Source organism: Methylobacterium sp. Leaf100 (assembly GCF_001422845.1).
GTDB lineage: Bacteria > Pseudomonadota > Alphaproteobacteria > Rhizobiales > Beijerinckiaceae > Methylobacterium.
In genome coordinates this window covers 49860-76107 of record NZ_LMMW01000004.1, presented here as the reverse complement: position 1 = coordinate 76107, position 26248 = coordinate 49860, and the positions used below count along the sequence as shown (strand labels likewise).

At 70.2% G+C, this 26248-nt stretch carries 22 protein-coding genes and 1 tRNA gene; 12 read left to right on the top strand and 11 right to left on the bottom strand.

Annotated elements, in window-relative coordinates; all coding sequences use genetic code 11:
* Positions 1–258 precede the first annotated feature (258 nt).
* Positions 259–600: a hypothetical protein gene (locus ASF25_RS04995; protein WP_056167974.1), complete on the top strand. Its 342-nt coding sequence runs from the start codon at positions 259–261 to the stop codon at positions 598–600.
* Positions 601–727: 127 nt separating this feature from the next.
* Here the strand turns inward: ASF25_RS04995 and mfd are convergent, their stop codons facing one another.
* Positions 728–4327 (bottom strand): transcription-repair coupling factor, encoded by a 3600-nt coding sequence (mfd, locus tag ASF25_RS04990; RefSeq protein WP_056303655.1) that lies wholly within the window; start codon positions 4325–4327, stop codon positions 728–730.
* Between the two features lie 104 nt (positions 4328–4431).
* Positions 4432–4725, bottom strand: coding sequence for a succinate dehydrogenase assembly factor 2 (locus tag ASF25_RS04985; protein ID WP_056097355.1), 294 nt, complete (start codon positions 4723–4725; stop codon positions 4432–4434).
* 227 nt (positions 4726–4952) lie between these two features.
* Here ASF25_RS04985 and recG point away from each other — a divergent pair, with 227 nt between their 5' ends.
* Positions 4953–7097, top strand: coding sequence for an ATP-dependent DNA helicase RecG (gene recG / locus ASF25_RS04980; protein WP_056303653.1), 2145 nt, complete (start codon positions 4953–4955; stop codon positions 7095–7097).
* 109 nt (positions 7098–7206) lie between these two features.
* Here recG and ASF25_RS04975 read toward each other — a convergent pair whose 3' ends face one another.
* From ASF25_RS04975 to ASF25_RS04950, 6 genes are all read right to left on the bottom strand, one after another.
* Complete coding sequence (locus ASF25_RS04975; protein ID WP_056167963.1) at positions 7207–7965, bottom strand: DUF502 domain-containing protein; 759 nt, start codon at positions 7963–7965, stop codon at positions 7207–7209.
* Positions 7966–8088: 123 nt separating this feature from the next.
* Entirely contained in the window at positions 8089–9354 is a 1266-nt protein-coding gene (locus ASF25_RS04970) for a PHB depolymerase family esterase (protein WP_056303650.1), read from the bottom strand.
* A 28-nt stretch (positions 9355–9382) separates the two neighbouring features.
* Positions 9383–9802: a hypothetical protein gene (locus tag ASF25_RS04965; RefSeq protein ID WP_056167957.1), complete on the bottom strand. Its 420-nt coding sequence runs from the start codon at positions 9800–9802 to the stop codon at positions 9383–9385.
* 143 nt (positions 9803–9945) lie between these two features.
* Complete coding sequence (gene glmS, locus ASF25_RS04960) at positions 9946–11787, bottom strand: glutamine--fructose-6-phosphate transaminase (isomerizing) (protein ID WP_056167954.1); 1842 nt, start codon at positions 11785–11787, stop codon at positions 9946–9948.
* A gap of 149 nt (positions 11788–11936) precedes the next feature.
* Entirely contained in the window at positions 11937–13313 is a 1377-nt protein-coding gene (glmU, locus tag ASF25_RS04955; protein ID WP_056303648.1) for a bifunctional UDP-N-acetylglucosamine diphosphorylase/glucosamine-1-phosphate N-acetyltransferase GlmU, read from the bottom strand.
* Positions 13314–13457: 144 nt separating this feature from the next.
* Positions 13458–13703, bottom strand: coding sequence for a hypothetical protein (locus tag ASF25_RS04950; RefSeq protein ID WP_056167940.1), 246 nt, complete (start codon positions 13701–13703; stop codon positions 13458–13460).
* Between the two features lie 303 nt (positions 13704–14006).
* On the opposite strand from ASF25_RS04950, the gene ASF25_RS04945 reads away from it, so the two are divergent.
* From ASF25_RS04945 to ASF25_RS04935, 3 genes are all read left to right on the top strand, one after another.
* Positions 14007–15554, top strand: a complete 1548-nt coding sequence (locus ASF25_RS04945; RefSeq protein ID WP_244472900.1) for a glucan biosynthesis protein D — start codon at positions 14007–14009, stop codon at positions 15552–15554.
* Positions 15555–15604: 50 nt separating this feature from the next.
* A complete protein-coding gene (gene mdoH / locus ASF25_RS04940) occupies positions 15605–17701 on the top strand; it encodes a glucans biosynthesis glucosyltransferase MdoH (protein WP_200927276.1) in 2097 nt (698 codons plus the stop codon).
* Positions 17702–17772: 71 nt separating this feature from the next.
* Positions 17773–17862: transfer RNA gene (locus tag ASF25_RS04935), tRNA-Ser, on the top strand.
* Between the two features lie 222 nt (positions 17863–18084).
* Here the strand turns inward: ASF25_RS04935 and aroQ are convergent.
* The gene (gene aroQ, locus ASF25_RS04930; protein ID WP_056303644.1) at positions 18085–18537 is read right to left on the bottom strand and encodes a type II 3-dehydroquinate dehydratase; all 453 of its coding nucleotides are present in this window, start codon (positions 18535–18537) and stop codon (positions 18085–18087) included.
* 205 nt (positions 18538–18742) lie between these two features.
* On the opposite strand from aroQ, the gene ASF25_RS04925 reads away from it, so the two are divergent.
* From ASF25_RS04925 to ASF25_RS04895, 7 genes are all read left to right on the top strand, one after another.
* The gene (locus ASF25_RS04925; RefSeq protein WP_056167930.1) at positions 18743–19573 is read left to right on the top strand and encodes a 3-keto-5-aminohexanoate cleavage protein; all 831 of its coding nucleotides are present in this window, start codon (positions 18743–18745) and stop codon (positions 19571–19573) included.
* A 114-nt stretch (positions 19574–19687) separates the two neighbouring features.
* Positions 19688–20329, top strand: coding sequence for an HTH-type transcriptional regulator RutR (gene rutR, locus ASF25_RS04920; RefSeq protein ID WP_056167927.1), 642 nt, complete (start codon positions 19688–19690; stop codon positions 20327–20329).
* A 321-nt stretch (positions 20330–20650) separates the two neighbouring features.
* On the top strand, positions 20651–21775 hold the full coding sequence (rutA, locus tag ASF25_RS04915; RefSeq protein ID WP_056168112.1) for a pyrimidine utilization protein A: 1125 nt from the start codon (positions 20651–20653) through the stop codon (positions 21773–21775).
* Positions 21775–22518, top strand: a complete 744-nt coding sequence (gene rutB, locus ASF25_RS04910; RefSeq protein ID WP_056263065.1) for a pyrimidine utilization protein B — start codon at positions 21775–21777, stop codon at positions 22516–22518. Before rutA ends, rutB begins: the two co-directional genes overlap by 1 nt.
* A gap of 23 nt (positions 22519–22541) precedes the next feature.
* Positions 22542–22934: a pyrimidine utilization protein C gene (gene rutC / locus ASF25_RS04905; RefSeq protein ID WP_056167916.1), complete on the top strand. Its 393-nt coding sequence runs from the start codon at positions 22542–22544 to the stop codon at positions 22932–22934.
* Between the two features lie 3 nt (positions 22935–22937).
* Positions 22938–23732 (top strand): pyrimidine utilization protein D, encoded by a 795-nt coding sequence (rutD, locus tag ASF25_RS04900; RefSeq protein ID WP_056303642.1) that lies wholly within the window; start codon positions 22938–22940, stop codon positions 23730–23732.
* 59 nt (positions 23733–23791) lie between these two features.
* Positions 23792–24433: a flavin reductase gene (locus ASF25_RS04895; RefSeq protein WP_082502500.1), complete on the top strand. Its 642-nt coding sequence runs from the start codon at positions 23792–23794 to the stop codon at positions 24431–24433.
* A gap of 22 nt (positions 24434–24455) precedes the next feature.
* Here ASF25_RS04895 and hpxZ read toward each other — a convergent pair whose 3' ends face one another.
* The gene (hpxZ, locus tag ASF25_RS04890) at positions 24456–24836 is read right to left on the bottom strand and encodes an oxalurate catabolism protein HpxZ (protein WP_056167911.1); all 381 of its coding nucleotides are present in this window, start codon (positions 24834–24836) and stop codon (positions 24456–24458) included.
* 5 nt (positions 24837–24841) lie between these two features.
* Positions 24842–26245, bottom strand: coding sequence for an AtzE family amidohydrolase (locus ASF25_RS04885; protein ID WP_056167908.1), 1404 nt, complete (start codon positions 26243–26245; stop codon positions 24842–24844).
* Positions 26246–26248: the final 3 nt, after the last annotated feature.

The following is a 26248-nucleotide window of genomic DNA, read 5'->3' as shown; positions in this document are numbered from 1 at the left end:
TCGCGTCACGTCATAAAATCGAGATCAAGCCGGATCCCAGTCGATCGAATCATCTGAATTTCAAAAATACCCTTTTGAGCAGTGGTTTGCCACGAGATCCGCAAGCCCCGCATGAAGGGCGGTTCTGGTTCGTTGCCGTCGCGCTCCCGTCCCATGATGTGAAAACCATGTTTTCATGTCGGCGAACCAATCGTCGCCGTGTGTGTTGTCACACGGGTCCCTTCCCAAGGGACGATGGATGGACTACCGCTGACGCTCATGGGTGCGCTGCAACAGGTTCTCGTTGTCGATGATGGCCGTCGGGCCATCGACCGATCGCTGGCTGCGGAGCTCGCGGAGCTCGGCTATGCCAGCGTCACCGCCTCCCTGGAGGCGGCACAGGACGTGCTCGCGGTTATCGCGCGCCCGGCTGCCATCCTGCTGCAGGTGTCTTCGCGCGATCCGGCCTATGCGTTGCTGTCCGAGCGCTTGCGCGAGCAGATGCGCCATGCCGGCATCCCGGTCATCGTCGTGGATGAGCTCATGGCCGGCCAAGCCGGAACCCGCATCGATCTGCAGAGCGAGATCGGCCCCTACGTGCTCAACGAGCCCGATCTCTAGAGGCCACCACAAAGCGGTCCGGGCGATTCGGCTCTGAGAAAGAATGTGAGCGTTCGCCCGTAAGCCCTTTATAGAATTCACGGAATCAGGTTCGACGGGCGCGCTGCAAAGCGCGTCCGTTTCACGTTCAGGCCGCCTTCGCCTTCTTGACGCGTGCGATCTTCGACAATTCACGCAGGATCGTGGTGGTGATCTTGAGGCGCTCGGGGATCGAGTCGAGGTCGCGGATGAACACGATGCTCATGTCCGGACGCACCTTGGCGAAGGACGCTTGGCCGGCGACGTAGGCGACGAGGCCCTGCGGGTTGGCGAACGACCGGTCGCGGAAATGCACCACGGCGCCCTTTGGGCCGGCCTCGACCTTCTCGACGTTGCAGTCGCGACACAGGATCTTGATGGTGACGATCTTGAGGAGCTGCTCCACCTCCGGCGGCAGCGGCCCGAACCGATCGATGAGTTCGGCGCCGAAGCTTTCCATCTCGGCATCGTTCTCGAGGGTCGAGAGCCGGCGGTAAAGGCCGAGCCGCACGGTGAGATCCTCGACGTAGTCCTCCGGGATGGTGACCGGGGCGCCCAGCGCGATGGTGGGTGACCAGGCCTCCTCCACCGGCTCCTCGATGCCGGCCTTGAGCGCGGTGACGGCATCCTCCAGCATCTGCTGGTAAAGCTCGTAGCCGACCTCCTTGATGTGTCCCGACTGGGCGTCACCCAGCAGATTGCCGGCGCCGCGGATGTCGAGGTCGTGGGAGGCGAGCTGGAAGCCGGCGCCCAAGGTGTCGAGGGTCTGGAGCACCTTCAGGCGCTTGTCGGCCTGCACCGTCAGGGTGCGGTTGGCCGGCGTCGTGAACAGCGCGTAGGCCCGGGCCTTGGCGCGCCCGACGCGGCCGCGCAGCTGGTACAGCTGGGCGAGGCCGAACATGTCGGCCCGGTGCACGATCAGCGTGTTGGCCGTCGGAATGTCGAGGCCGGATTCGACGATGGTCGTCGAGAGCAGAACATCGTACTTGCCCTCGTAGAACGCCGTCATCACGTCCTCGAGCTGGCCCGCCGCCATCTGGCCATGGGCGACCGCCACGGTCGTCTCGGGCATCTCGGTGTCGAGGAATTTCTTGACCTCGGCCAGATCCTCGATGCGTGGCACCACGTAGAACGACTGGCCGCCGCGATAGCGCTCGCGCAGCAGCGCCTCCCGGATCAGCAGCGGATCGAACGGCGTCACGGAGGTGCGCACTGCGAGGCGGTCCACCGGCGGCGTCGCGATGATGGAGAGTTCGCGGACCCCCGTCATGGCGAGCTGCAGGGTGCGGGGGATCGGCGTCGCCGAGAGGGTGAGCACGTGCACGTCGGCCTGGAGCGCCTTGAGACGCTCCTTGTGGGCCACGCCGAAATGCTGCTCCTCGTCGACGATGATGAGGCCGAGATCCTTGAACGCCACGTTCTTGGCCAGCAGCGCGTGGGTGCCGATGACGATGTCGACGGTGCCGGCGGTGAGACCGTCGCGCACCCGCTTCATCTCGGTGTTGGAGACGAAGCGCGACATCTGGGCGACCTCGACGGGCAGGCCTTTGAAGCGCTCGGCGAAGGTCCGGTAGTGCTGGCGCGCCAGGAGCGTGGTGGGCACCACCACCGCCACCTGCTTGCCGCCCATGGCGCCGGCGAAGGCCGCACGCAGGGCCACCTCGGTCTTGCCGAAGCCGACGTCGCCGCACACCAGCCGGTCCATGGGCCGGCCCGCGTTGAGGTCGGTGAGCACCGCGTCGATGGCGTTGGCCTGGTCCTCGGTCTCGTTGAAGGCGAAGCGCGCCGCGAACTCGTCGGTGAGGCCTTCCGGCGCGTGCAGGCGCGGGGCCTGGCGCACGAAGCGCTCGGCCGCGACCCGGATGAGCTGGCCCGCCATCTCGAGGATGCGCTTTTTCATCTTGGCCTTGCGGGCCTGCCAGGCGCCGCCGCCGAGACGGTCGAGGGCGACCTCGGCATCCTCCGAGCCGTAGCGGGTCAGAAGCTCGATGTTCTCCACGGGCAGGAGCAGCAAGCCGCCCGCATACTGGATCTCGAGGCAATCGTGCGGTGCCCCCGCGGCCGTCACCGTCTTCAGGCCGACGAACCGGCCGATGCCGTGGTCGGCATGGACCACGAGGTCGCCGGCCTGGAGCGCCTGGACTTCGAGGATGATGTCCTGCGGGCGCTTGGCCTTGCGCTTCTGGCGCACCAGCCGGTCGCCGAGGATGTCGCCTTCCGAGATCACCGCGAGCTTGTCGACGGTAAAGCCGCTCTCCAGGCCCCACACCGCCACCGCCACGTCGGTGCCGCGCTTGAGTGCGTTCACCGCCGTCAGGGTGTTGATGGCGATGGGCTTCTTGAGCCCATGGTCGGAGAGCACGCTGCACAGGCGGTCGCGCGAGCCGTCGGACCAGGATCCAAGGATCACGTGATGACCGGATCCCTGCAGGTCCTTGACGTGCGCCACCGCTGCATCGAACACGCTGGCCGATTCGTCGGCGCGCTCGGCCGCGAAGGTGCGGCCTTGCCGACCCTCGCAATCGATGGTCAGGCGCTCCGGGTTTTCGGACAGGGTGAAGGGCGAAAGCCGGGCGATCGCTGCCGCCGCCACCCGGTCGCGCCACTCGTTGGGCGTCAGGTACAGGGCCGAGGGCTTGAGGGGCTTGTAGGGCGCGACCCCCGGGGACGGGGCCTTCACCGCCTCGGCGCGGGCATCGTAATAGTCGCGGATCAGGGTGAGGCGCTCGGTGGCGGCCTCGTCGACCTGCGCGTCGAACACCAGGGGCACGCCGGCGACGTAGTCGAACAGGGTGTCGAGATGGTCGTAGAACAGCGGCATCCAGTGCTCGAGGCCGGCGTAGCGCCGGCCCTCGCTGATGGTCTCGTAGAGACGGTCGTCACGGGTCGCGGCACCGAAGCTTCCGATGTAGCCCTGGCGGAAGCGCCGGATCGTCTCCGTGGTGAGCTGGACCTCGCTCATGGGGACGAGGTCGAGGGAGCGCAGCTGCCCGATGGTGCGCTGGGTCTCGGGGTCGAAGGCGCGGATCGATTCGAGGGTGTCGCCGAAGAAGTCGAGGCGGATCGGGTTGGGCAGGCCGGGCGGCGACAGGTCGAGGATGCCGCCGCGCACGGCGTACTCGCCGGTGTCCCGCACCGTCCCCGTGCGCAAGAAGCCGTTGGCCTCGACCCAGGCGGTGACCTGATCCATGGGCACCACGTTGCCGATGGCGGCCGAGAAGGTCTCGACGGCGATCTTCTCTCTGGGCGGCACCTTCTGAATCAAAGCATTGACCGTGGTGCACAGGATGCGCGGCTGCTCCTCCGACGAGCGCGAGCGGGAGAGCCGCGACAGGGCGGTCATGCGCTGAGCCGCGATGGCGGCGTTGGGCGAGACGCGGTCGTAGGGCTGGCAGTCCCAGGCCGGGACGCTCATGGCCTCGATCTCGGGGGCGACGAACTTCAGGGCGTTGACGAAGGCCGTCGCGCGCCCGGAATCGCGCGCGACGTGGACGAGGACCGCCGGCCCCTCGACATCGCGGCTCAGCGCCCGGGCGAGATCCGCCACCACGACGGCGTCGAACCCTTCCGGCACGTTGGCGAGCGTCGGGCTGTCGCCGCGTTTGAGCGCCTCCAGCGCGCGGGCGAGGGGCCCGGATTTCGGCAGGGCGAAGCGCGCCACGGGGGGCTTCGGGGCGGGCGCGGGGGCTTTGGGTTGGGGTTTTGCCATCGGGTCGGGTGTCTGAACTCGTTCGGTGGGCGAGGCGCAACGCGGCATCCCTCCCCGTAGGGGAAATCGAGGGCGTCGGACGGTCCCGTGCGGTGGCGCGGTGTCTAGTGAATCGGCGCGTCGTGCTTATGGAACGCCTTGAGGCGGCGGTACACGGGGGTATCGTAGTTCTGCGGCGTCTCGTCCTCGCCCGTGAGCCAGCGGAACAGGTCGCGGTCCGGCACCTCGATGAGCGCCTCGAACAGGGTCAGTTCCTCCTCCGTCAGGGTGCCGATCTCGGCATCGGCGAAGCGGCCCATGATGAGGTCCATCTCGCGGATGCCGCGATGCCAGGCGCGGAAGAGGGTGCGGCGGCGGCGTGGATCGAGGTCCGCGCTGGTGCGGGTGGTTCCGGACATGGGCTCGCCTGTGATGCTGTGATCCGGGGATGACGGGAACTCGGTATCAAGGGATCCCGGGATCGGAGGATCTTCGGACCCGGGCCGATGCGGCATCCGCGCCGGGACCAAGCCTTTCAGGACGTATATAGAGGCACCGCGTCGCGTCACCATCCCGCCCGGCGCATGCGCCAACCTCTTAAGGCCACCGCCTTAGCGTCCGCGAAAACCGCCCTCGCCCGAGCCGCATGACCGACGACCCCCGCCCTGCCCCGCTCCGCCCGACCATCCTCGACCCGCTCTTCGCACCGGCGCGCGGCTTGCCGGGCATCGGACCGAAGATGGCGCCGATGATCGAGCGGCTGCTGGGCACCCCCGAGCAGCCGGCCCGCATCGTCGATCTCCTGTTCCACCTGCCCCAGGGCGGCGTGGTGCGAAAGCTCCTCGGCTCCATCGCGGAGGCGCCGCCCGGCGAGCCGGTGTCCCTCGGCGTCACCGTGACCGAGTACCGCCCGCCCCAAGCCGGCGCCGGCAAGCGCCCGTTCCGGGTTCTGGTGGAAGATGCGACGGGCGACATCACCCTGGTGTTCTTCGGCATGCCGGCCCCCCGGGTGGAGAAGATGCTGCCGCTGGGCGCCCACCGCTACATCACCGGCCGCATCGACCTCTACGACGGCCACCGCCAGATGGTGCACCCGGCCCGCATCATCGACGAGGCGGGGCTCGCCGCCCTCCCCGTCGTCGAGCCGGTCTACGGCGCCACGGAGGGGCTAACCTCGCGGGCGATCTCGAAGCTGGCGCACGCGGCGCTGGAGCGCCTGCCGGTGCTGCCCGAATGGCAGGACCCGGCCTGGCTGGCCCGCGAGAATTTGCCGACCTTCGCCGACGCATTGCGCGCCGAGCATCGCCCGGAGAACGCCCCGCCGCCCGTTCCGGACGGCGCGACGAGCGCACCCCGGACGCCTGCCCGGAGGCGTCTTGCCTACGACGAACTCCTGGCTTCGCAACTGGCGCTCGCGCTGCTCCGCGCCCGCAACCGCCGGGCACCGGGCCGGGCCAACGCGGGCGACGGGCACTTGAAGGACCGAATCGAGGCCGCCCTGCCCTTCGGGCTCACGGGTGCCCAGAAGCGCGCCGTCGCGGAGATCCGCGCCGATCTCGCCTCCGATCGGCGCATGCTGCGCCTGCTCCAGGGCGATGTCGGCTCGGGCAAGACCGCCGTGGCGCTGCTGGCCATGGCCTCCGCCATCGAGGTCGGGCGGCAGGCGGCGCTCATGGCCCCCACGGAAATCCTCGCCCGCCAGCATTTCGAGCGGCTCGGGCCCATGGCCGGGAGCCTGCGCCTGCGCCTCCTCACCGGGCGCGACCGGGCCGCCGAGCGCCGCGCGACGCTCGCAGACCTTGCGGCCGGCACCATCGACATCGTGGTCGGCACCCATGCCCTGTTCCAGGACAGCGTGGTCTTTCGCGATCTCGGCGTGGCCGTGGTGGACGAGCAGCACCGCTTCGGCGTCCACCAGCGCCTGGCGCTCGGGGCCAAGGGCCAGGCCGTCGACATCCTGGTGATGACCGCCACACCCATTCCCCGCACCCTGGCGCTGACCTGCTTTGGCGACATGGACGTCTCGGTGCTCGACGAGAAACCCGCCGGCCGCCAGGCCATCGTCACCCGCCTCGTCTCCACCGACCGCCTCGACGAGGTGGTGGCGGGGTTGGGCCGCGCGTTGGCGGCCGGCGACCGGGTCTACTGGATCTGTCCCCTGGTGGCCGAATCCGAGTTCATCGATCTCGCAGCGGCGGAGGAGCGGTTCGCGGATCTGCGCCACAGCTTCGGCGACGCCGTCGGGTTGATCCACGGCAAGATGCCGGGGCCGGACAAGGACGCCGCCATGGAACGGTTCTCCGCCGGCGTCACGAAGATCCTCGTCTCCACCACCGTGGTCGAGGTCGGCGTCGACGTGCCGGAGGCGACCATCATGGTCATCGAGCATGCCGAGCGTTTCGGGCTGGCCCAGCTCCACCAGCTGCGCGGTCGGGTCGGGCGGGGCGCCAGGGCATCCACCTGCCTGCTGCTCTATCGCGGGCCGCTGGGGCAGGTCTCGCGGGCACGCCTGGAGATGATGCGCGAGACCGAGGACGGGTTTCGCATCGCCGAGGAGGACCTGCGCCTGCGCGGCGAGGGCGAGGTACTGGGCACGCGCCAATCCGGCCTGGCCGCCTTCCGCCTCGCGAGCCTGGAGACCGACGCCGAACTGCTGCAGGTCGCCCGCGACGACGCCCAACTCGTGGTCCAGCGCGATCCCGGCCTGAAGAGTACCCGCGGACAGGCCCTCAGGGTGCTGCTCTACCTGTTCGAGCGCGACGCCGCGATCCGGCTTCTTGGCGCCGGATGACCCCTCATACCAACTCCGGTTGATCCCTTCGCGATGCGGATCTGGGCCTCGCTCAAGCGCCGCGCCGGCTGCCTGAGACTGTCTCCGAATGGATCATCCGGAAGCAGTCTCAGGCGTCCACCGGGGCGGCGGGCTTCACCGCCGCTTCCTGCGCATGGCGCAAGGTGGCGGCCATGGCCTGGATCCGTGCGTGCGGATCGTCGGGCTGGATCACGCCCGCCGACATGACGAGTTTGGCCGCATCGTCCACGCTCATGGCGATCTCCACGATGTCGTGGCGCGGCAGATAGAAGAAGAACCCCGTGGTCGGATTGGGCGCGCAGGGCAGGAACACGCCGACATGGTCGCCGCCGGGCGCCAGGGCGTTCTGCACGTCGGGCGCGGCCGGCGCCGACAGGAACACCACCGACCAAGTGCCCTTCACCGGAAATTCCACGAGGCCGACAGTGCGGAACGAGGTGCCGTTGGCCGAAAACAGCGTCTCGAAGATCTGGCGCAGGCCCTTGTACAGCCCCGAGATCACCGGGGTCCGGGCGAGCAGCACCTCGCCGAACTCGACGACGCTGCGGCCGACGAGGTTGGCCGTGAGGAAGCCCAGCAGGGTCACCGCCAGGAAGGCGATGACGAGGCCGAGGCCTGGGATCGAGAACGGCAGGTAATGGTCGGGCAGGTAGCTCGCCGGCACCAGGGGCTTCACCCAGCCGTCGATGAGGCTGATGAACCACCACGTGATGTAGATGGTGATCGCCAGGGGGCCCGAGACGATGATGCCGGTGAGGAAGTAGGTCCGCAGGCGCCCGCGTGCGCTCACCCGGGGGCGGGCGCCTGCGGGCTCTGGTTCGGGGACCGGTGGGATGAGTGTCGCCACGGATGCACTTTCGGCGCGGGGAACGGCGCCCGAGGATCGTCGGCCGGCCCCGGCCCGCTTGCGTAGAGGTAGCCGCAGACGGGGCCGGGCTCAAGGTCGCGCCTGCGCGCCCGGCCCGCTGGTTCAGTGTCGGGTCGGGCGTTCCGCGAGCGTGTGCGCCAGGAAGAAGCGCACCATCTCGGCGCTGGCATCGGGGCCGCGCGGATCGGTGTAGGACCCGTCCGGGCTGCCGCCGGACCATGCGTGGCCGGTGCCGTGCAGGAGCCAATGCTCCAGCACGGCGCGACCGGCCTCGTCGGTCCGGACCGTGCGGGTGTAGCGGGTGCCCCCCGGCGCGGTGCCGTTGGTGACCGTGGTACCAAGAGCCTCGGCGGGCGTCGCCTGGGCGATGACCCGTTCGCCGTTGACGGGATGGACCGTGCGGTCGCCGTCGCCGTGGAAGACGATGGTGGGCACGGCCGGCCCGTTCCCCCGCGCCTGCACCGCCCCGCCCCCGTTCATGGCCGCGAAGGCGGAGGGCATGTCGCGGGCCGCCCCGCAGGCGAGGCCCGAATGGACGCCGACCGCCGCGAACAGGTCGGGATAGGTCGCGGCCATGATGGCCGCCGCCGCCCCGCCCGCCGAGAGGCCGGCGACGTAGACGCGGGTTGCGTCGCCGCCGAACTCGGCCACCACCGCCCGGGCGATACCGGCGATGAGGGCCGGTTCGCCGCCCTCGCGCTGCTGGTCGCCGGCGTTGAACCAGTTCCAGCATTTCTGCGCGTTGGCCGAGGGGGGCTGCGCCGGATAGGTTGCGAGGAAGCCCTGCGTCTCGGCCAGCGCGTTCATGCGGGTACCGGCGGCGAAGTCGTCGGGCGACTGGGTGCAGCCGTGCAGCATCACGATCACGGGGAGCGTCTCGCCCGTCCGGCCACTCGGCACGTAGACCTTGTAGTCGCGGGCGCCCCCCGCACTGGTGAAGCGGCGTGTCTCGAAGCGGGCGCCCTCGGGCACCGGAATCGGCTTCGTGGCGGGGCCTCGGCCAAGTCCCTGACCGAGTCCCTGACCGAAACCTTCGAGGTTCGGCATCGCCGCCAGACCGCCGGCCTTGGTGAAGCGCTCGGATAGGGCGCGCAGGGCCTGTGCGGGGTCGGGCCGTGCCGCCTGCGTGGGGGCGTCGGCGGTGGTGTCCCTGTCTGCCCCCGGCGCCGTCCAGGCCCCGGTGCCGTCCGTCGGGGCCACCATGTCGAGGATCGGGCGCGGGCGCTTCGTGTCCTTCGGTGCGTCCGCCTCGGGCGCAGGCTTGCCCTGGAGCAGGGCCATCGCCTCGGCGAGCCGCCCGGCCTGGGTCAGGCGGGTGACGGCGGCCATGTCGATGGCGGAGAAGTGGGTTGCGTCGAATGGGGCCATGGATCGGAATCCTTGTCGGTGAGGGAGTTCAGGCGATGCGGTCGGCGAGGGCCGCCTTGACCGCCGGGCTCGCCTGGAAGGCACCCAGCACCTGCACGGAGGCGATGGCGGCGCGGGCGAGTTCGGGGGTGACGTCGGGGGCGATGCTGGCGAGGCCGAGCACCTGGATGTGGAGCGGCGCGCCGGCGTCGCGCGCCGCCTCAAGGGCGGCGCGGCTGTAATGGGAGAGCCCGAGTTCGAGGCCCTTGCGGGCCACGGACTGGCGCACGGCCTCGCCCTGGCGTTCGAGCTGGTTGCGCACGGCGGTGCGGATGAAGTCGGCCCGGTTGGCGAAGAAGCCGTCGCGGACCATCAGGTCGATGTGCCCGAGATCGACGAAGCCGAGATTGACCGTGACCTTCTCGCTGTCGGGCAGCTTCGGCCGCAGGGCGTGAACGTTGTTTTCCATCTCCAGAACCCCCTCAGACCATCCGGTTGGATGGTCTGAAGATGGCCACGGGATGGAAAAGCGCAAGGGTCGGCGATCGGTCGCCGTGGGCGGGACTGCGTTTCAGGGCTGGCTGATGATGGAGCGGGACGATTCCCGCGCGGTTATTCCACCGTCACGGATTTCGCGAGGTTGCGCGGCTGGTCCACGTCTTTCCCCATGAACACCGCCGTGTGGTAGGCGATGAGCTGGATCGGCACGGCGTAGACGATGGGCGCCACCACCGGATCGCAGTCGGGCATGGTCACCGTCGCCATGGTCTCGAGGCCGGCCGCCGCGGCGCCCTTGGCGTCGCCGATGAGGATGATGCGGCCGCCGCGCGCCGCCACCTCCTGCATGTTCGACACGGTCTTCTCGAAGATCGCGTCGTGGGGGGCGATGACGATGACCGGCACGCTCTCGTCGATGAGGGCGATGGGGCCGTGCTTGAGTTCGCCCGCCGCATACCCTTCGGCGTGGATGTAGCTGATTTCCTTCAGCTTCAGGGCGCCCTCCAGCGCCATCGGGTAGCTGGTGCCGCGCCCCAGATAGAGCACGTCACGGGCCTTCGAGACCTCGCGGGCCAAAACCTCGATCTCGCCCTCGCGCTTGGCCGCCTCGGCCATGAGGCCCGGCACGGTGATGAGGGCGTCGACCAAGCCGCGCTCGCGCTCCGCGCTCAGGGTGCCGCGCGCCCGGCCCGCCGCGATGGCGAGGCACAGGAGCACGGTGAGCTGGCACGAGAACGCCTTGGTGGAGGCGACGCCGATCTCCGGGCCGGCCAGGGTCGGCACCACGGCGGAGGCCTCGCGGGCGATGGTCGAGGTCGGCACGTTGACCACCGCCAGGGTGTGCTGGCCTTGGCTCTTGGCGTAGCGCAGGGAGGCCAGTGTGTCGGCGGTCTCGCCCGATTGCGAGATCACCAGGGTGAGGCCGTCGCGGTCGAGGGGCGGCTCGCGGTAGCGCGCCTCGGAGGCGACGTCGATCTCCACGGGCAGGCGCGCCAGGGTCTCGAACCAGTATTTGGCCACGAGCCCGGCGTAGTAGGCCGTGCCGCAGGCGGTGATGGACAGCCGCGAGAGCGTGGCGAAATCGAACGGCAGGTCCCCCGGCAGGGCGACGCGGCCATTGGCCAGATCGACGTAGTGGGCGAGGGTCCGGCCCACGACCTCCGGCTGCTCGTGGATCTCCTTCGCCATGAAGTGGCGGTGGTTGCCCTTCTCGACCCGGTAGGCCTGGGCGACGATGCGCTGGCGCGGGCGTTCGACCATGGCCCCGCCGATGTCGCGGATCTCGGCGCCCGCGCGGGACAGGACCGCCCAGTCGCCCTCCTCCAGGTAGGTGATCTCCTCGGTGAACGGCGCCAGCGCCAGGGCGTCGGAGCCGAGATAGGTCTCGCCGATCCCTGCTTCCCTTTGGCCGAACCCGATGGCGAGCGGCGCGCCGTGGCGGGCGCCGATGAGCAGGTCGTCGTGGCCGGCGAACAGGATGCCGAGGGCGAAAGCGCCGTGCAGGCGCGGCAGGCAGGCGGCCACGGCCTCGATGGGGCTTAAGCCCCCCTCCATGGCGTGGCTGATAAGCTGGGCCACGACCTCGGTGTCGGTCTCGCTCTCGAAGCGGACCCCGAGGCCCTGCAGCTCGGCCTTGAGTTCGCGGAAATTCTCGATGATGCCGTTGTGGACCACGGCGAGGCGCGCCGTGGCGTGTGGGTGTGCGTTGGTCTCGTTGGGGCGCCCATGGGTCGCCCAGCGGGTGTGGCCGATGCCGATGGCGCCGGCGAGGGGCTCGTCGCGCAGGCGCGCCTCGAGGTTGGCGAGCTTGCCCTCCGCGCGCCTGCGTTCCAGGCGCCCCTGCGTCAGGGTGGCGATGCCGGCCGAATCGTAGCCGCGATACTCGAGCCGGCGCAGGGCCTCCACGAGCTGCCCGGCCACGGCGTCCCGTCCGACGATGCCAACGATTCCGCACATGGGTCGTGTCTCTCACAAACGGGCCGCCAAACCGCGGCCGAGCCGGGCTTGTATCGGATTGGAACAGGCGCGCCACCCGGTCGACGCCAAGGGTCGCCGGCAAACCCTCAACGCAAGCTTGAGGCAACCGGCCCAACCGCCCGCATGGTTTACGATTTTGCGCGCTTGGCCTTCTCGGCGGCCAGAGCCGCACGCTTGCCCGGCGCCCATCCGGCGAGGTTGCGCTGGCGCGCCCGCGAGACGGCCAGCGCGTCCTCGGGGACATCGGCCGCGATCACCGAGCCCGCCCCGACGATGGCACCGGCCCCCACGGTGACGGGGGCGACGAGGGCGGTGTTCGAGCCGATGAAGGCGCCCGCCCCGATGGTGGTGCGATGCTTGTTCACTCCGTCGTAGTTGCAGGTGATGGTGCCGGCCCCGACATTGGCGCCCGCCCCGATCTCGGCGTCGCCGAGGTAGCTCAGGTGGTTGGCCTTGGCGCCGGCGCCGAGGCGCGCGTTCTTGATCTCGACGAAGTTGCCGACCCGTGCGCCCGCCTCCAGCACCGCGCCGGGGCGCAGGCGGGCATAGGGACCGATCTGGACGCCCGGCGCCAGGGTGGCGCCTTCGAGATGCGAGAAGGCGTGGACGACAGAGCCGTCACCGACGGTGACGCCAGGGCCGAACACCACATGAGGCTCTACAAGAACGTCCTGGCCCAAAACCGTGTCGAAACTGAAGAAAACCGTCTCAGGGGCGATCAGGGTCGCCCCGCCGAGCTGCGCTGCGCGCCGCAGGCGACTCTGGATCTCGGCTTCGGCGACGGCGAGTTGGATCCGGTCGTTGACGCCCTGCGCCTCGGCTTCGTCCACGGCCACCACGGCTACGGTGAGCCCGTCCGCGACGGCGAGGGCGACGGCGTCGGGCAGGTAGTACTCGCCGGCCGCGTTGGCGTTGCCGATGCGCGCGAGGAGGTCGAGGGCGTGCCGGCCCGAGAGCGCCATCAGCCCGGCATTGCACAGGGTCACGGCCCGCTCTGGGGGTGTGGCGTCCTTCTCCTCCCGGATGGCCACCACCCGTCCGCCGTCCGTCAGCACGCGGCCGTAGCCCGTGGGGTTCGGACTGTCGAAGGCCAGCACCGCCACGGCGGCGCCGTCGGCCAGGGGTGCGCGCAGGCGGGCGAGGGTGGCGCCGGTGACGAGGGGGGTGTCGCCGAAGGCGACGATCACGTCGTCGTCGCCGGCCGTCAGGGCGTCGCGGGCGGCCAGCACCGCGTGGGCGGTGCCGAGGCGCTCGGCCTGGGGAAACACGGCGGCGCCCGGGGCCATCCGCTCGATCTCCCGGGCAACGGCCGCCTGCCCCGGCTCCACCACCACGGCGATGCGGCCCGCGCCGGCCTCGCGGGCGGCGGTGAGCACGTGGCCGAGCATGGTCCGCCCGGCCACGGCGTGGAGGACCTTGGGCCGATCCGAGCGCATCCGCGTGCCCTTGCCGGCGGCCAGCACGATGGCGGTGAGGCTGCGCCCGGTCGTCGTCGCTGCATCCATCGGTCGGTCCCAGTCCTTACGCGCGCTGCCGGTGCGCTACTGCGCCACCGCCGGGTCTGGCAAGGCCCCGGCTGACTCCCGCCGGGTTCGCAAACACCTTCCCTGGAACAAGCGCCTTCACTGGAACAAGCACCGCCCTCGGAATCAGCGACCGGAGAGGATCAGCGTGATCAGCACGGCGGCGACGCAGACGAACATGACGCAGCCCAGCGCCAGGCTCGCCAGTGTCGTCGTGGAGATGTAGGTGCCGGCGACGTGGCCCAGCACCCGGGCGATGCCGCCACCCCCGCCCCGCGGGGAATGCTCCTGACCGGGATGGCCGCAGGCGGGGCAAGCCAAGGCCTGCGTGGACACACGGTGCGTGCAGGCGGGGCATGGAATCAGTGCCATGAAGAGCCTCCGTTGCGGCGTCGACGATGACCATCGACGGTCTGGATGTGCCATAAGCGCGCCGGCTCGGCCAGACGGCCAGGCTTGTGTGGGGCGAACCGGCTCCGACGCGTCGAACGGGACCGGGGACTTGGGCGTTGTGTGACACTTAATCTCCAGTTCAGGCCGACGCATGGTAGACCCTGCGCCTGAGCCGCGCTCTCCATCAATCCGGCGCCCGAGCGCGCCCAAACGACAGGTCCCATGACGCTGCCGCTCCCAGGTTCCCACGCTGCCGTTGCTCACCCGTCCGACGCTCCCGCGATGGCAGGTTCCCAGGACCATACCCGCCGCGATCTTCTCCGTGGGGCCGGCGTGGTGGCGTTGTCCGGAGGGCTCGCCGCCCTGCCCGCGCGTGCCTTCGCCGACGAGGCTCCGTCCCTTCCGGCGGCCGGCACGCCATTCCAGGCCGGATTGGTCACCGACCTCGCCCGGGCCCTGGCCGCGCGCGCCTACGTCGCCCCGCGCACGGACGATTTGCCCGAGACCCTGACGGGCCTCAACCGCGAGCAATATGCCGGGATTCGGACCGTGCCGGGGAGCGCGGTCTGGGCCGACGCCGACCTCGGCTTCACCATCGAACCGCTCCATCGCGGCTCGGTGTTCAGGGGACGGGTCGCCCTGGCGCTCATCGAGGACGGGGTCGTGCGCCCCGTGGCCTACGACCGCGCCCGCTTCGAGACGGACACCACCCAGATCCCGACGTTCAAGGACGACCCGGGGTATTCCGGTTTCAAGCTCCGGGCCCGGTTCGCGGGCGGCGAGCTCACGGATTTCGCTTACCTCCAGGGCGCTTCGTTCTTCCGCCTCGTCGCGGCCGGCCAGGGCTTCGGCGTCACCGCGCGCGCCCTCACCCTGCGACCGGCCGATGCACGGGGTGAGGAATTTCCCGAGTGGCGTGCCGTCTGGATCGAACGGCCCGGTCCCGGCGGCCCCCTCGTCCTGCATGCCCTGGTCGATTCGCCGTCCGCCACGGCGGCCCTGCGCATGAGCCTGCGCCCGGGAGCGGCTTCGCTCTGCGACGTCGAGGGAACGGTGTTCGCGCGGACCGCCATCGATCACCTCGGACTCGGGGGCATGACCACGAGCTACCTGTTCGGTCCCCACGACCGTCGCGGCGCCGACGATGCGCGCGCCGCCGTCCATTCCTCGGGCGGCTTGCAGATCCGCACGGGCTCCGGCGAGGCGATCTGGCGCCCGGCGCGCAACCCCGAGACCCTGCAGGTCTCGTCCTTCGTCGACGACAGCCCGAAGGGCTTCGGGCTGATGCAGCGGGCGCGGGATTACCGCAGCTTCCAGGACGACATCCAGCATTGGGAATGGCGCCCGTCCCTGTGGCTCGAGCCCCTCTCCGCCTGGGGACCGGGGTCCGTGACCTTGCTCGAAATCCCGAGCGATTCCGAATTCAACGAGAACATCCTAGCCTATTGGCGGCCGAAAGCCGGCCTCGCGGCGGGGGCCGAGCGGGCGTTCAGCTACCGCCAGCACTGGTGCTGGCAGCCACCCGAGCCGGTGCCTGTGGCCGTGGTTTCCGGCACCCGCGCCGGGCGCGGGACGAACGACAACCGGCGCCTCTTCCTCGTCGACTTCACCGGGGAGGGTCTCGCCGAAGCCGGCGACCTGCGGACCCAGCTCTCGGTCGGCCCCGGCGCCATCACGGCGAGCACCCTCTACCGCTACCCCGACCGCAAGACCGTGCGCGTCGCCTTCGAGCTCGACCCGCGTGGCGAGAAGGCGTGCGAACTGCGCCTCGCCCTGCAACGGGGCGACACCCCCCTCACCGAAACCTGGCTCTACCGTTGGACACCGTGAACGCACCCGCGCCTCAAGTCGCCCCGGCACCCGCCCCGTTCCGTCCGGCGATGCCGCCCGAGGCGCCCCTGGCCATGCCGGTGCAGCGCCTCGACACCTGGGACGAGGGCGCCGGCCACGTGCCTTCGGTCCGCCATGGAAAGCCGTGGCTGGCCCGCCTCTTCGTGTTCGGCGCGGCAGCACTCCTCACCGCCTACGGCGCCATGCAGATGTACGAGGTGGTGGCGGTCTCGGGCGGCACCACGGCCCTGCAATACGTGCTGCTCGCCCTGTTCACCCTGAACTTCTCCTGGATCGCGCTCGCTTTCACCGGCGCGATCCTGGGCTTCTTGGTGCTCCTGCGCCGCCCCAAGGCCCCTGCCCTGCCGACGGCGCTCACCACCCGCACGGCGGTGGTGATGCCGGTCTACAACGAGGCCACGGCCCGGACCTTCGCCGCCATCGAGGCCATGCGCGTCGAGATCGATGCCACCGGCCTGGGCCACGCCTTCGACTATTTCGTGCTGTCGGATTCGACGTTGAGCGACGCCTGGATCGCCGAGGAGCGCGCGTTCCTGGATCTTCGCGCCCGCTGGGGCGACGCCGCCCGTCTGTATTACCGCCACCGGCCGAAGAACCATCACCGCAAGGCCGGCAACATCGGCGACTTCGTCTCGCGCTGGGGTGCCACCTACGACCACATGCTGGTGCTCGATGCCGACAGCCTGATGACGGGCACGTGCGTGGTGCATCTGGCCGCCGCCATGGAGGCCGACCCGGATTCCGGCATCATCCAGTCGCTGCCGCTCATCATCAACCGCAACACCCTGTTCGCGCGCGTCCAGCAATTCGCCGCGCGGATCTACGGGCCGGTCATCGCCACCGGCTTGTCGGTGTGGTCGGGCCGCGACGGCAATTACTGGGGCCACAATGCCATCATCCGCACGAAGGCCTTCGCCGCCGCCTGCGGCCTGCCGGACCTGCCCGGCAAGCCGCCCTTCGGCGGCCATGTGCTCAGCCACGACTTCGTGGAAGCCGCCCTGATCCGGCGCGCCGGCTGGAGCGTGACCATGCTGCCCGACCTTCCCGGCTCCTACGAGGAGAGCCCGCCCTCCCTCATCGATGTGGCCGTGCGCGACCGGCGCTGGGCGCAGGGCAACCTCCAGCACAGCCGCATCATCGGGGCCTCCGGCCTCAAACCGGCCTCGCGCCAGCACTTCGCCACGGGCATCGCCGGTTACGTCGCCTCGCCGCTCTGGCTCGCCCAGCTCGTGGTCGGTATCGCCCTCGTGCTGCAGACCGCCTACGTGCGGCCGGAATACTTCACGAGCGAGTTCGGGCTCTACCCGGTCTGGCCGCGCTTCGATCCCGTTCGCGCGCTCCGGCTGTTCGGGATCACCATGGGCATCCTGCTCGCCCCGAAGTTTCTGGGGCTCATCCTGGCGCTGATCGACGGCCCCGTGCGACGGGCCTGCGGGGGCGCCGTCCGCCTCGTTCTGTCGAGCCTGATCGAGATCCTGCTCTCGGCCCTCATCGCGCCCATCGCCATGCTGATCCAGTCGGGCTCTGTGTTCCAGATCCTCGTCGGGCGCGACACCGGCTGGAACCCGCAGCGGCGCGACGACGGCTCGATCCCGTGGAGCGACATCGTCCGCCGCCACCGCTGGCACATGGCGCTCGGCCTCGTCACCGGGATCGCCGCCTTCGCCATCGCAACCTCCCTGTTCCTCTGGATGTCGCCGACGATCCTCGGCCTCGTGCTCGCGATCCCGATCTCGTGGGCGAGCGGTCAGCTCGCTTGGGGGCTGGCCCTCAAGCGGCTCGGCCTGCTCATGACCCCGGAGGAGCGCGACCCGCCCGCCATCGCCACGCAGGCGGGCCGCCTCGCCGCCCGCAATGCCGCGCAGGGCCTCGACGATGCGGACGCCCTGCGGGCCCTCCACGCCGAGCCCGCTTTCGCAGAGGCCCACGCCGCCATGCTGCCCCAGGCCGCACCCCGGCCGCGCGGCGTCATCGACACGGACCGGGCGCTGGCCCAGGCCAAGGTGGTGGAAGCCCACACCCTCGACGAGGCCGCCGCCTGGCTCTCGCCGAAGGAGCGCATGGCCCTCCTGCACGACCGCGCGCTTCTCGACCGCCTGAGCCGCCTCGAGGCCAGCGCCGCCTGAGTTTTCGATTTCCGACCGCGGCGTTCTCCGTTAGAACCCTCCCACCCCGCCGGCTCCGCGCCGGCGCGGACGGAAGGGTGGCCGAGTGGTTTAAGGCAGCGGTCTTGAAAACCGCCGTGGGGGCAACTCCACCGTGGGTTCGAATCCCACCCCTTCCGCCAAGTTTTTCGACCGGCAAGGTTTTCGTAGGGCTCTCGACCCAAGCCATGGGTCAAGCCATGGCTTGGGTGGAAGAACTTCCGATATAGGCGTGAGGCTGGGGTCGGCCGCCCGTATCGCTTCGGCATGACTTCGATGGGCGACGGAGCCACCCGCAAGCCGCGGCCTTTTTGTGCCCGAGGACGCTCGACCCGCTCAAGACCGGGCGCGGCGGCCTGATCGCGTCAGACTTGGCCCTGCAACCCGCGAAGATGGGAGATGTGGCGAACCGCCAGAACGTAGCCGTGCGTGCCGAAGCCGGCCAGCACCGCAGTCGCGGCGAGCGAGACGTAGGAATGGTGCCGGAAGGCCTCGCGCTTGTGGACGTTGGAGATGTGGCACTCGACGATGGGAACCTCGCACGTGGCGAGGGCGTCGAGGATCGCGATCGACGTGTGGGTGAAGGCCCCCGGATTGATGACGATCCCCGCCGACCCGACCCGGTACTGGTGAATCCAGTCGATGATCTGGTGCTCGGCATTGCTCTGGTGGAAGTCGACCGTGAGCCCGAACGCCTCGGCCTCGGCCCGGCAGAGCGCCTCGACATCGCCGAGGGTCTCGTGCCCGTAGATCTCGGGCTGGCGCTTGCCGAGGAGGTTCAGGTTGGGGCCGTTGAGGATCAGGATGGTGTCGTTCATGGAAGGCTCCATCGTTGAAGGGTCCTGACAACGGCCGTTGCACGGACGCGCAGGTCCCGTCGCGGCTTGCCAAGCCCGCCTTTACGTCTCCGCCGGCCCCGAGGCCACCGCTGCCGTCGGCCTCCCCCTGTCGGGTGACGGTAGGGCGTCCCTTCGGCATCCGACGCCCCGCTGCCGCGTTGACGAAAGCAGGGAGACCCACGCCATGAGCCAGCCCGTCGTCGTCGCCGTCGCGATCACCGGTTCCGTGCCGCGCAAGGCGGACAATCCCGCCCTGCCCGTCACGGTGTCCGAGCAGATCGAATCGACCCATGCCGCCTACGAGGCCGGCGCGACGCTGGCCCACATCCATGTCCGCAACGACGACGAGACCCCCTCCTCCGATCCAGACCGGTTCGCCGCCGTCCAGGCGGGCCTGCGCACGCATTGCCCGGGCATGATCGTGCAGTTCTCCACCGGCGGGCGCGGACGCGACCCGGCGAGCCGGGGGCTCTCCCTCCAGCATGCCCCCGACATGGCCTCGCTCTCGACGGGCTCGGTCAACTTCCCCACCATCGTGTACGAGAACCCGGCCGCCCTCGTCGCCGATCTAGCAGGTCGGATGAAGCGTTTCGGGGTGAGACCCGAGATCGAGATCTTCGATCTCTCGCACCTGCACGGCGCCAGGCGCCTCGTGGAGGCCGGGCTGATGGACGACCGGCCCCACGTCCAGTTCGTCATGGGCGTGCAGAACGCGATGCCGGCCGACGAACACCTCCTCGACATTCTGCTCGCTGAGCTGCGCCGCGTGCTGCCGAAGGCGACGTGGACGGCCGCCGGCATCGGACGCCATCAGGCGCCCGTGATGGATTGGGCCCTGGCACGCGGCGCAGACGCCGTCCGCACCGGGCTCGAGGACAACATCCGCCTCACCAAGGATCGGCTCGCCGCTGGCAACGCCGAACTCGTAGGCCTCGCCGTGGAGGCGATCGCGCGGCACGGCCGGACCGTCGCGAGCCCGGCCCAGGCCCGCACCCGCCTCGGCCTCACCGCCTGATCCGGCGCGGTCGACTGTTCCGGCCCTCGCGTCCCCTTTGTCGCGCCCGCACGGGATCGGGTAGGAACGGGGACGCGCCCGGCTCTCCGGGCGACGTCCCGGGAGGCGAGCGGATTGGCTGACGGCTTTGTGGCAGCGCCCGTGCGGCGTCGGCGGCGCGCCGGAGCGCTGCGGCGCGACGCGGTTCTGGATGCCGGCCTCGCGGTCTTCTCGACCCTTGGCCTTCATGGGGCGAGCCTCGATCAGATCGCCGAGCGCGCCGGCCTCTCGAAGACCAACCTGCTCTATTACTTCGCCTCGAAGGAGGCTCTCTACGTCGCCGTGCTGCGACGGGTGCTCGATGTCTGGCTCGATCCGCTTCAGGCCCTCGATTCCGGGAGTGAGCCGGCCGAGGCGCTCAAGGCCTACATCCGCGCGAAGGTGACCCTGTCGCGCGACGCACCCCAGGCGTCCCGCCTGTTCTGCCTCGAGATCGTCCAGGGCGCTCCGCTCCTGCGGGCGGAACTCGAAGGCCCCCTGCGGGCCTTGGTCGACGCCAAGGTCGCCGTGCTGAGCGGCTGGATGGACGAAGGGCGGATCCAGCCGCACGACCCGCATCACCTCGTCTTCTCGGTCTGGGCGATCACCCAGCACTACGCCGATTTCGCCGTGCAGGTCGACGCGATCACCGGGCACGATCTGTCGGACGAAGCCTTCTTCGAGCGGACCGTGGCCAGTACCCAGAGACTGATCCTGGCGGGCCTCGGACTCGCCTGATTCGGCGGCGTCGCCGGATCCGGGTCCGAGCGCTGCCGTTCTCGCCGTTCCGATGGGCAGGACCCGCACAGCGCGCGCGCATGCCGCGGAGAGTTTGTGCAGATGGTCAAACTTCCTGATTTTGAAGTTTGACCATCTGGTCCGAATAGCTAGCCTGAGGATGTGCCGTACCACTTCGGTCGAGTCCGAAGCCGTACGGCGGAAGACTTGACGGGTCTCATGTCGCGGCACGCAATGCTGCCGTCGGAACGCGAGGGTGCCATGACCGAGCCCAAAGCCGAGACTGAGGCCGAGCCCATGGCCGAACCCATGGCCGAACCGATGAGCATCGGTGTTTTCATTCCGATCGGTAACAACGGCTGGCTTCTCTCGGAGAACGCGCCTCAATACATGCCGAGTTTCGAGCTGAACAAGCAGGTGACGTTGAAGGCCGAAGGGTACGGCCTCGATTTCGCGCTCTCGATGATCAAGCTGCGGGGGTTCGGCGGCAAGACCGAGTTCTGGGACCACAACCTCGAATCGTTCACGCTGATGTCGGGGCTCGCCGCCGTCACCAGCCGGATCAAGCTCTACGCCACCGCCCCGACCCTGTGTCTGCCGCCCGCCATCGTCGCCCGGATGGCGTCGACCATCGACTCGATCTCGAACGGCCGCTTCGGCCTCAACCTGATCACCGGCTGGCAGAAGCCGGAATACGCGCAGATGGGCCTCTGGCCCGGCGACGAATACTTTGCCCGGCGCTACGAGTATCTCTCGGAATACGCGCAGATCCTGCGCGATCTCTGGGAGACCGGCCGCAGCGACCGCAAGGGCGACTTCTTCCAGATGGACGATTGCCGCCTGAGCCCGCGCCCGCAGGCCGACATGAAGATCATCTGCGCCGGGCAGAGCGGCGCCGGCATGGCGTTCACCGCGACCTATGCCGATTACAATTTCTGCTTCGGCAAGGGCGTGAACACGCCCACCGCCTTCGCCCCCACCGTGGCGCGGCTGGAGGACGCCAAGGCGAAGACCGGCCGCGCGGTCTCGTCCTACGTGCTCTTCATGATCATCGCCGACGAGACCGACGAAGCGGCCCACGCCAAATGGGAGCATTACAAGGCCGGCGCCGACGGGGAGGCGATCGCCTGGCTCGGCGTTCAGGGCTCGGCCGATACCAAGTCGGGGGCCGACACCAACGTCCGCCAGATGGCCGATCCGACCTCCGCGGTGAACATCAACATGGGCACCCTGGTCGGCTCCCACGCCACCATCGCGCGGCTCCTCGACGCGGTCATGACCGTGCCGGGCACCGGGGGCGTGCTCCTCGTCTTCGACGATTTCTTAGCGGGCCTCGACGCGTTCGGACAGAAGATCCAGCCGCTGATGAAGACGCGTCGGCACATCACCGGTGATGTCGCGCCCCTGACGCGGGGCGACTCGGCCTCCCTGGCACAGGTGGCGTGATGCGGGGCGAGATCCCGGCGGGCTACCGCGACGCGACGGGCCGCGTCGGCGGCGTGACGCTTCCCGCCCGGCCCGAGCCGATCGCCTTCGACGCGGGCGCGAGTGCGCTCATCGTCGTCGACATGCAGAACGCCTACGCGACGAGGGGCGGCTACCTCGATCTCGCCGGCTTCGACGTTTCCGCGACCGGCCCGGTCGTCGAGCGGATCGCCGCGGCCGTCGCCGCCGCCCGGGCGGCGGGACTCCTGGTGATCTGGTTCCAGAACGGCTGGGACGCCGATTACGTCGAGGCCGGCGGTCCGGGTTCGCCGAACTGGCACAAGTCGAACGCCCTCAAGACCATGCGCCGGCACCCGGAGAGGAACCACAGGCTCCTGGCCAAGGGCACCTGGGACTACGCCCTGGTCGACGCGCTGAGGCCGGAGCCGGGCGACATCGTCCTGCCGAAGCCGCGCTACAGCGGCTTCGCCAACACCGCCCTCGACAGCATGCTCAGGGCCCGCGGCATCCGCACCCTGATCTTCACCGGCATCGCCACCAACGTCTGCGTGGAATCGACCCTGCGCGACGGCTTCTTCCTCGAATATTTCGGCATCGTCCTGGCCGACGCCACCCATCAGGCCGGCCCGCCGAGCCTGCAGGCGGGGGCACTCCTCAACATCGAGACCTTCTTCGGCTGGGTCTCGGACGTCGGCGCCTTCGCCGAGGCGCTCGCCGCCGAGCCCCCCCGCAACGCCGAGTAACTCTTAATCGAAAGCCTCCCAGAATGCCGAAGACCGTCGTGATTCCCCCCGGCACCGGCAAGCCGCTGGCGCCCTACGTGCCCGGAACCCTGGCGGATGGCGTGCTCTACGTCTCGGGCACCCTGCCCCTCGATGCGGAGGCCAACGTCGTCCATGTGGGGGACGCGGCCGCGCAGACCCGCCACGTCCTCGAGACGATCAAGGGCGTGGTCGAGGCCGCCGGCGGCGGCATGGACGACGTCACCTTCAACCACGTCTTCCTGAAGGACTGGGCCGACTACGCCGCGATCAACGCCGTGTATGCCGCGTACTTTCCGGGCGAGAAGCCGGCGCGCTACTGCATCCAGTGCGGGCTCGTGAAGCCCGACGCGCTCGTCGAGATCGCCTCGGTGGCCCATCTCGGCAAGGCTGCCTGAGGGATGGCCGTGCCGGTCCATCACGCGGTCCATCACGCGGTCCATGGCCGGGCCGGCGGCCGAACCGTGCTGCTTTCGCCGGGGCTCGGCGGGGCGGCGGGTTATTTCGCGCCGCAGATGCCGGCGCTGGCCGAACGCCGTCGCGTCGTCACCTACGATCATCGCGGCACCGGTCGCTCGCAGGGCCCCCTGGAGCCCGGCCACGACATCGCGGCCATGGTGCGGGACGTGCTCGTCCTCCTCGACGGGCTCGCCATCGAATCGGTCGACCTCGTCGGGCACGCGCTCGGCGGGTTGATCGGGCTGCAACTGGCGCTGACGCACCCCGAACGGGTCGGGCGCCTCGTCGTCATCAACGGATGGGACAGCATCGACCCGGCGACCCGCCGTTGCTTTGCGGCCCGGAAGGCCCTGTTGACGCGGGACGGTCCCGAGGCCTTCGTCCGAGCCCAGGCGATCTTCCTGTATCCGGCGCCCTGGATCTCGGAGAATGCGGAGCGGCTCGCGGCGGACGAGGCCCACGCGCTGGCGCATTTCCCCGGCACCGACGCCGTTCTGGCGCGCATCGCCGCCCTGGAGGCGTTCGACTTGACGGGACGCCTCGGCGCGGTGCCGCACGAGACCCTGGTGATGGCCGCGCGCGACGACGTGCTGGTGCCGTTCACCGCGTCGGAGCGGCTCGCCGCCGGATTGGCGAACGCCCGCCTCGATCTCGCGCCCGATGGGGGGCACGCCCATTCCGTGACGCGGCCGGAGCTGGTCACCACGGCCCTCCTGCATTTCCTCGATCGGCCGTGACGGCGCGAATGGCGATGGACCCGCGAATGGACCCGCGCTTGGACTTGGAGTCGACCGACATGACCGGGACCGAGGGACCCGACGACGCGCCCGTCGCGGCCGGCGCCTATCGCGATGCCATGGCGCGGCTCGCCAGCGCGGTGCATCTCGTCACCACCGACGGGCCGTGGGGGCGTGCCGGCTTCACGGCCTCGGCCGTCTGCAGCGTCAGCGATGCGCCGCCGACCCTGCTGGTCTGCCTCAACCGCGCGTCCTCCGCCCACCCGGTCTTCGACCGGGCCGAGAGGCTGTGCGTCAACATCCTCGGTGCCGGACAGCAGCACGTCGCGGGCGCCTTCGGCGGCAAGCGGTCGATGCCGGAGCGCTTCGCCGCCATACGCTGGTCCACCGGCGCGCGCGGGCTGCCCGTTCTCGCCGACGCGTTGGCGACGTTCGAATGCCGGATCGCGAGCCGGAGCCGCGTCGGCACCCACGATGTCCTGTTCTGCGAGGTGGTCGGCCTCGGCGAGGCGTCCGGTGCGGACGCCCTCGTGTATGCGGACCGGCGCTACCACGCGGTGCCGTGCGCACCCGTCGCCGAGGCGCCGGGAGAATACGAGCGCATCGTCGGCGTGCACGAAGCCGGCGGCACCGATCGGGCGGTAATCGCCAAAGCGCCCGAGGGGGCGTGGAGCCGCGCCGTCACCGCCGCGGCGAAGTGACGGAGCCTGAGCGGCGTCGGCCTCAGGCGTCGATGACGCTCACATGGGCCGCGACGACCTTCCAGCCATCGGGGAACCGGACCCAGGTCTGGCTCTGGCGCCCGATGCGATCGGGCGCCGTCGGGCGCGTGAACAGCGTCATCGCGACGGCGCAATCGCGGCCGTAGGTGGTGATGACCGTGCCGGAGAGATCGCGCGCCAGACCCTCGGCCGAGCGGGACCGGCGGAAGGCGCGGATCGCGTCCATGCCGTAGAGGTTCTCGCCCCCGCCGTAGCGGATGGTGCGGGGATCGTCGTGGAACAGCGCTTCCAGGGTCGGAACGTCGTTGCCGACGAGGGCCGCCTCGTAGCGGGCGAACGCGGCCTCGACCTCGGCTTTCACGGTGGGATCGTCGATGGGCATGCGGCTCACGCGAAATTGGCGACGGGCGCGCGAACGACGCCCGCGCGTTCGAGATGATGGGCGACCCGGAGCGCCAGATCCTCGCGCCACGGTGCGGCGATGACCTGCACGCCGAGCGGCAGGCCCGTGTCGAGCCAGACCGGCACGGCGACCACGGGCAGGCCGATGAACGAGATCGGCTGGGTGAACAGGCCGATATTGGCGCGTACCGGCAGCGTGACGCCGTCGAGCACGAAGGCTGTCTGCCCCGCGCGCGGCGCCCGGCAGGGTGTGCAGGGCGCGAGGATCACGTCGACCTCGCGGAACAGGTCGAGCACGGCCGCGCGGTACCAGCGCCGGAAGCGTTGGGCGCGCTCGACGAACGGCGCGGGCAGCATCATTCCGGCGATGAGGCGATCCCGCACGGCCGGATCGAAATCGCCGGCCCGCTCCCGCAGGCGGTCGCGATGCAGGGCGGCGCCTTCGGCGGCCGTGATCAGGTAGGCCGCCGCACGGGCCCGTGCGGCCTGCGGGATCTCGACCGTGCGCGTCGCCGACAGGGCGTCGGCGACGGCCGCGACGGCCGCGAAGGCTTCCGCGTCGCCGCCGGAGGCGAAATACCCGCCCGCCACGGCGATCCGCAGATCCCCCACGCCCGCGTCGAGGCCGGGACCGGTCGGTTCGACGGCCCGATCCGTGGCGACGGGATCCGCCGGATCCGGCCCCTGCATGGCGTCGTACGCCAGGGCGAGATCGCGGGTCGAGCGGCTCATCGGCCCGAGATGGTCGAGGCTTCCGACGAAGGGAAAGCTTCCGGCGCGGCTGAGGCGCCCGTAGGTGGGCTTCAAGCCGAAGCAGCCGCAGAAGGCGGCAGGCACGCGGATCGAACCGTTGGTGTCGGAGCCGAGGGCCAGGGGCACGAGGCCCGCCGCCACCGCCCCGCCCGAACCGCCGGAGGAGCCCCCCGCCATGTGTCCGGGCGCGTGCGGATTCCGGGTGTTGCCGTCGTGGCAGTTCTCGCCGGTGAAATCGTAGGCGTACTCGCCCATGTTGAGCCCGCCGACGAGGATCGCCCCCGCCGCTTCCAGGCGCCCGATCAGCGTCGCGTCCCCCTCCGACGGCGCCCGCTCCCGGTTGATCCGCGACCCGGCCCGCGTCGGCAGCCCGGCGATGTCGAACAGGTTCTTTGCCGCGAAGGGGACGCCCGCGAGGGGGCCGGGCGCCCCGCCCCGTCCATGGGCCGCGTCGAGTCGGTCCGCGCGGGCCAGGGCACGGTCCGCCAGGACGTCCGTGAAGGCGTTCACGGCGGGATCGACGCGGCCGATCCGATCGAGGGCCGCCGCGACCACCGTCCGGGCGCTCACCGCCCCGCTCGCGACGGACGCGGCGATCGATGCGGCCGAGGCCGTACTCCAATCCTGCTCGCTCACGGT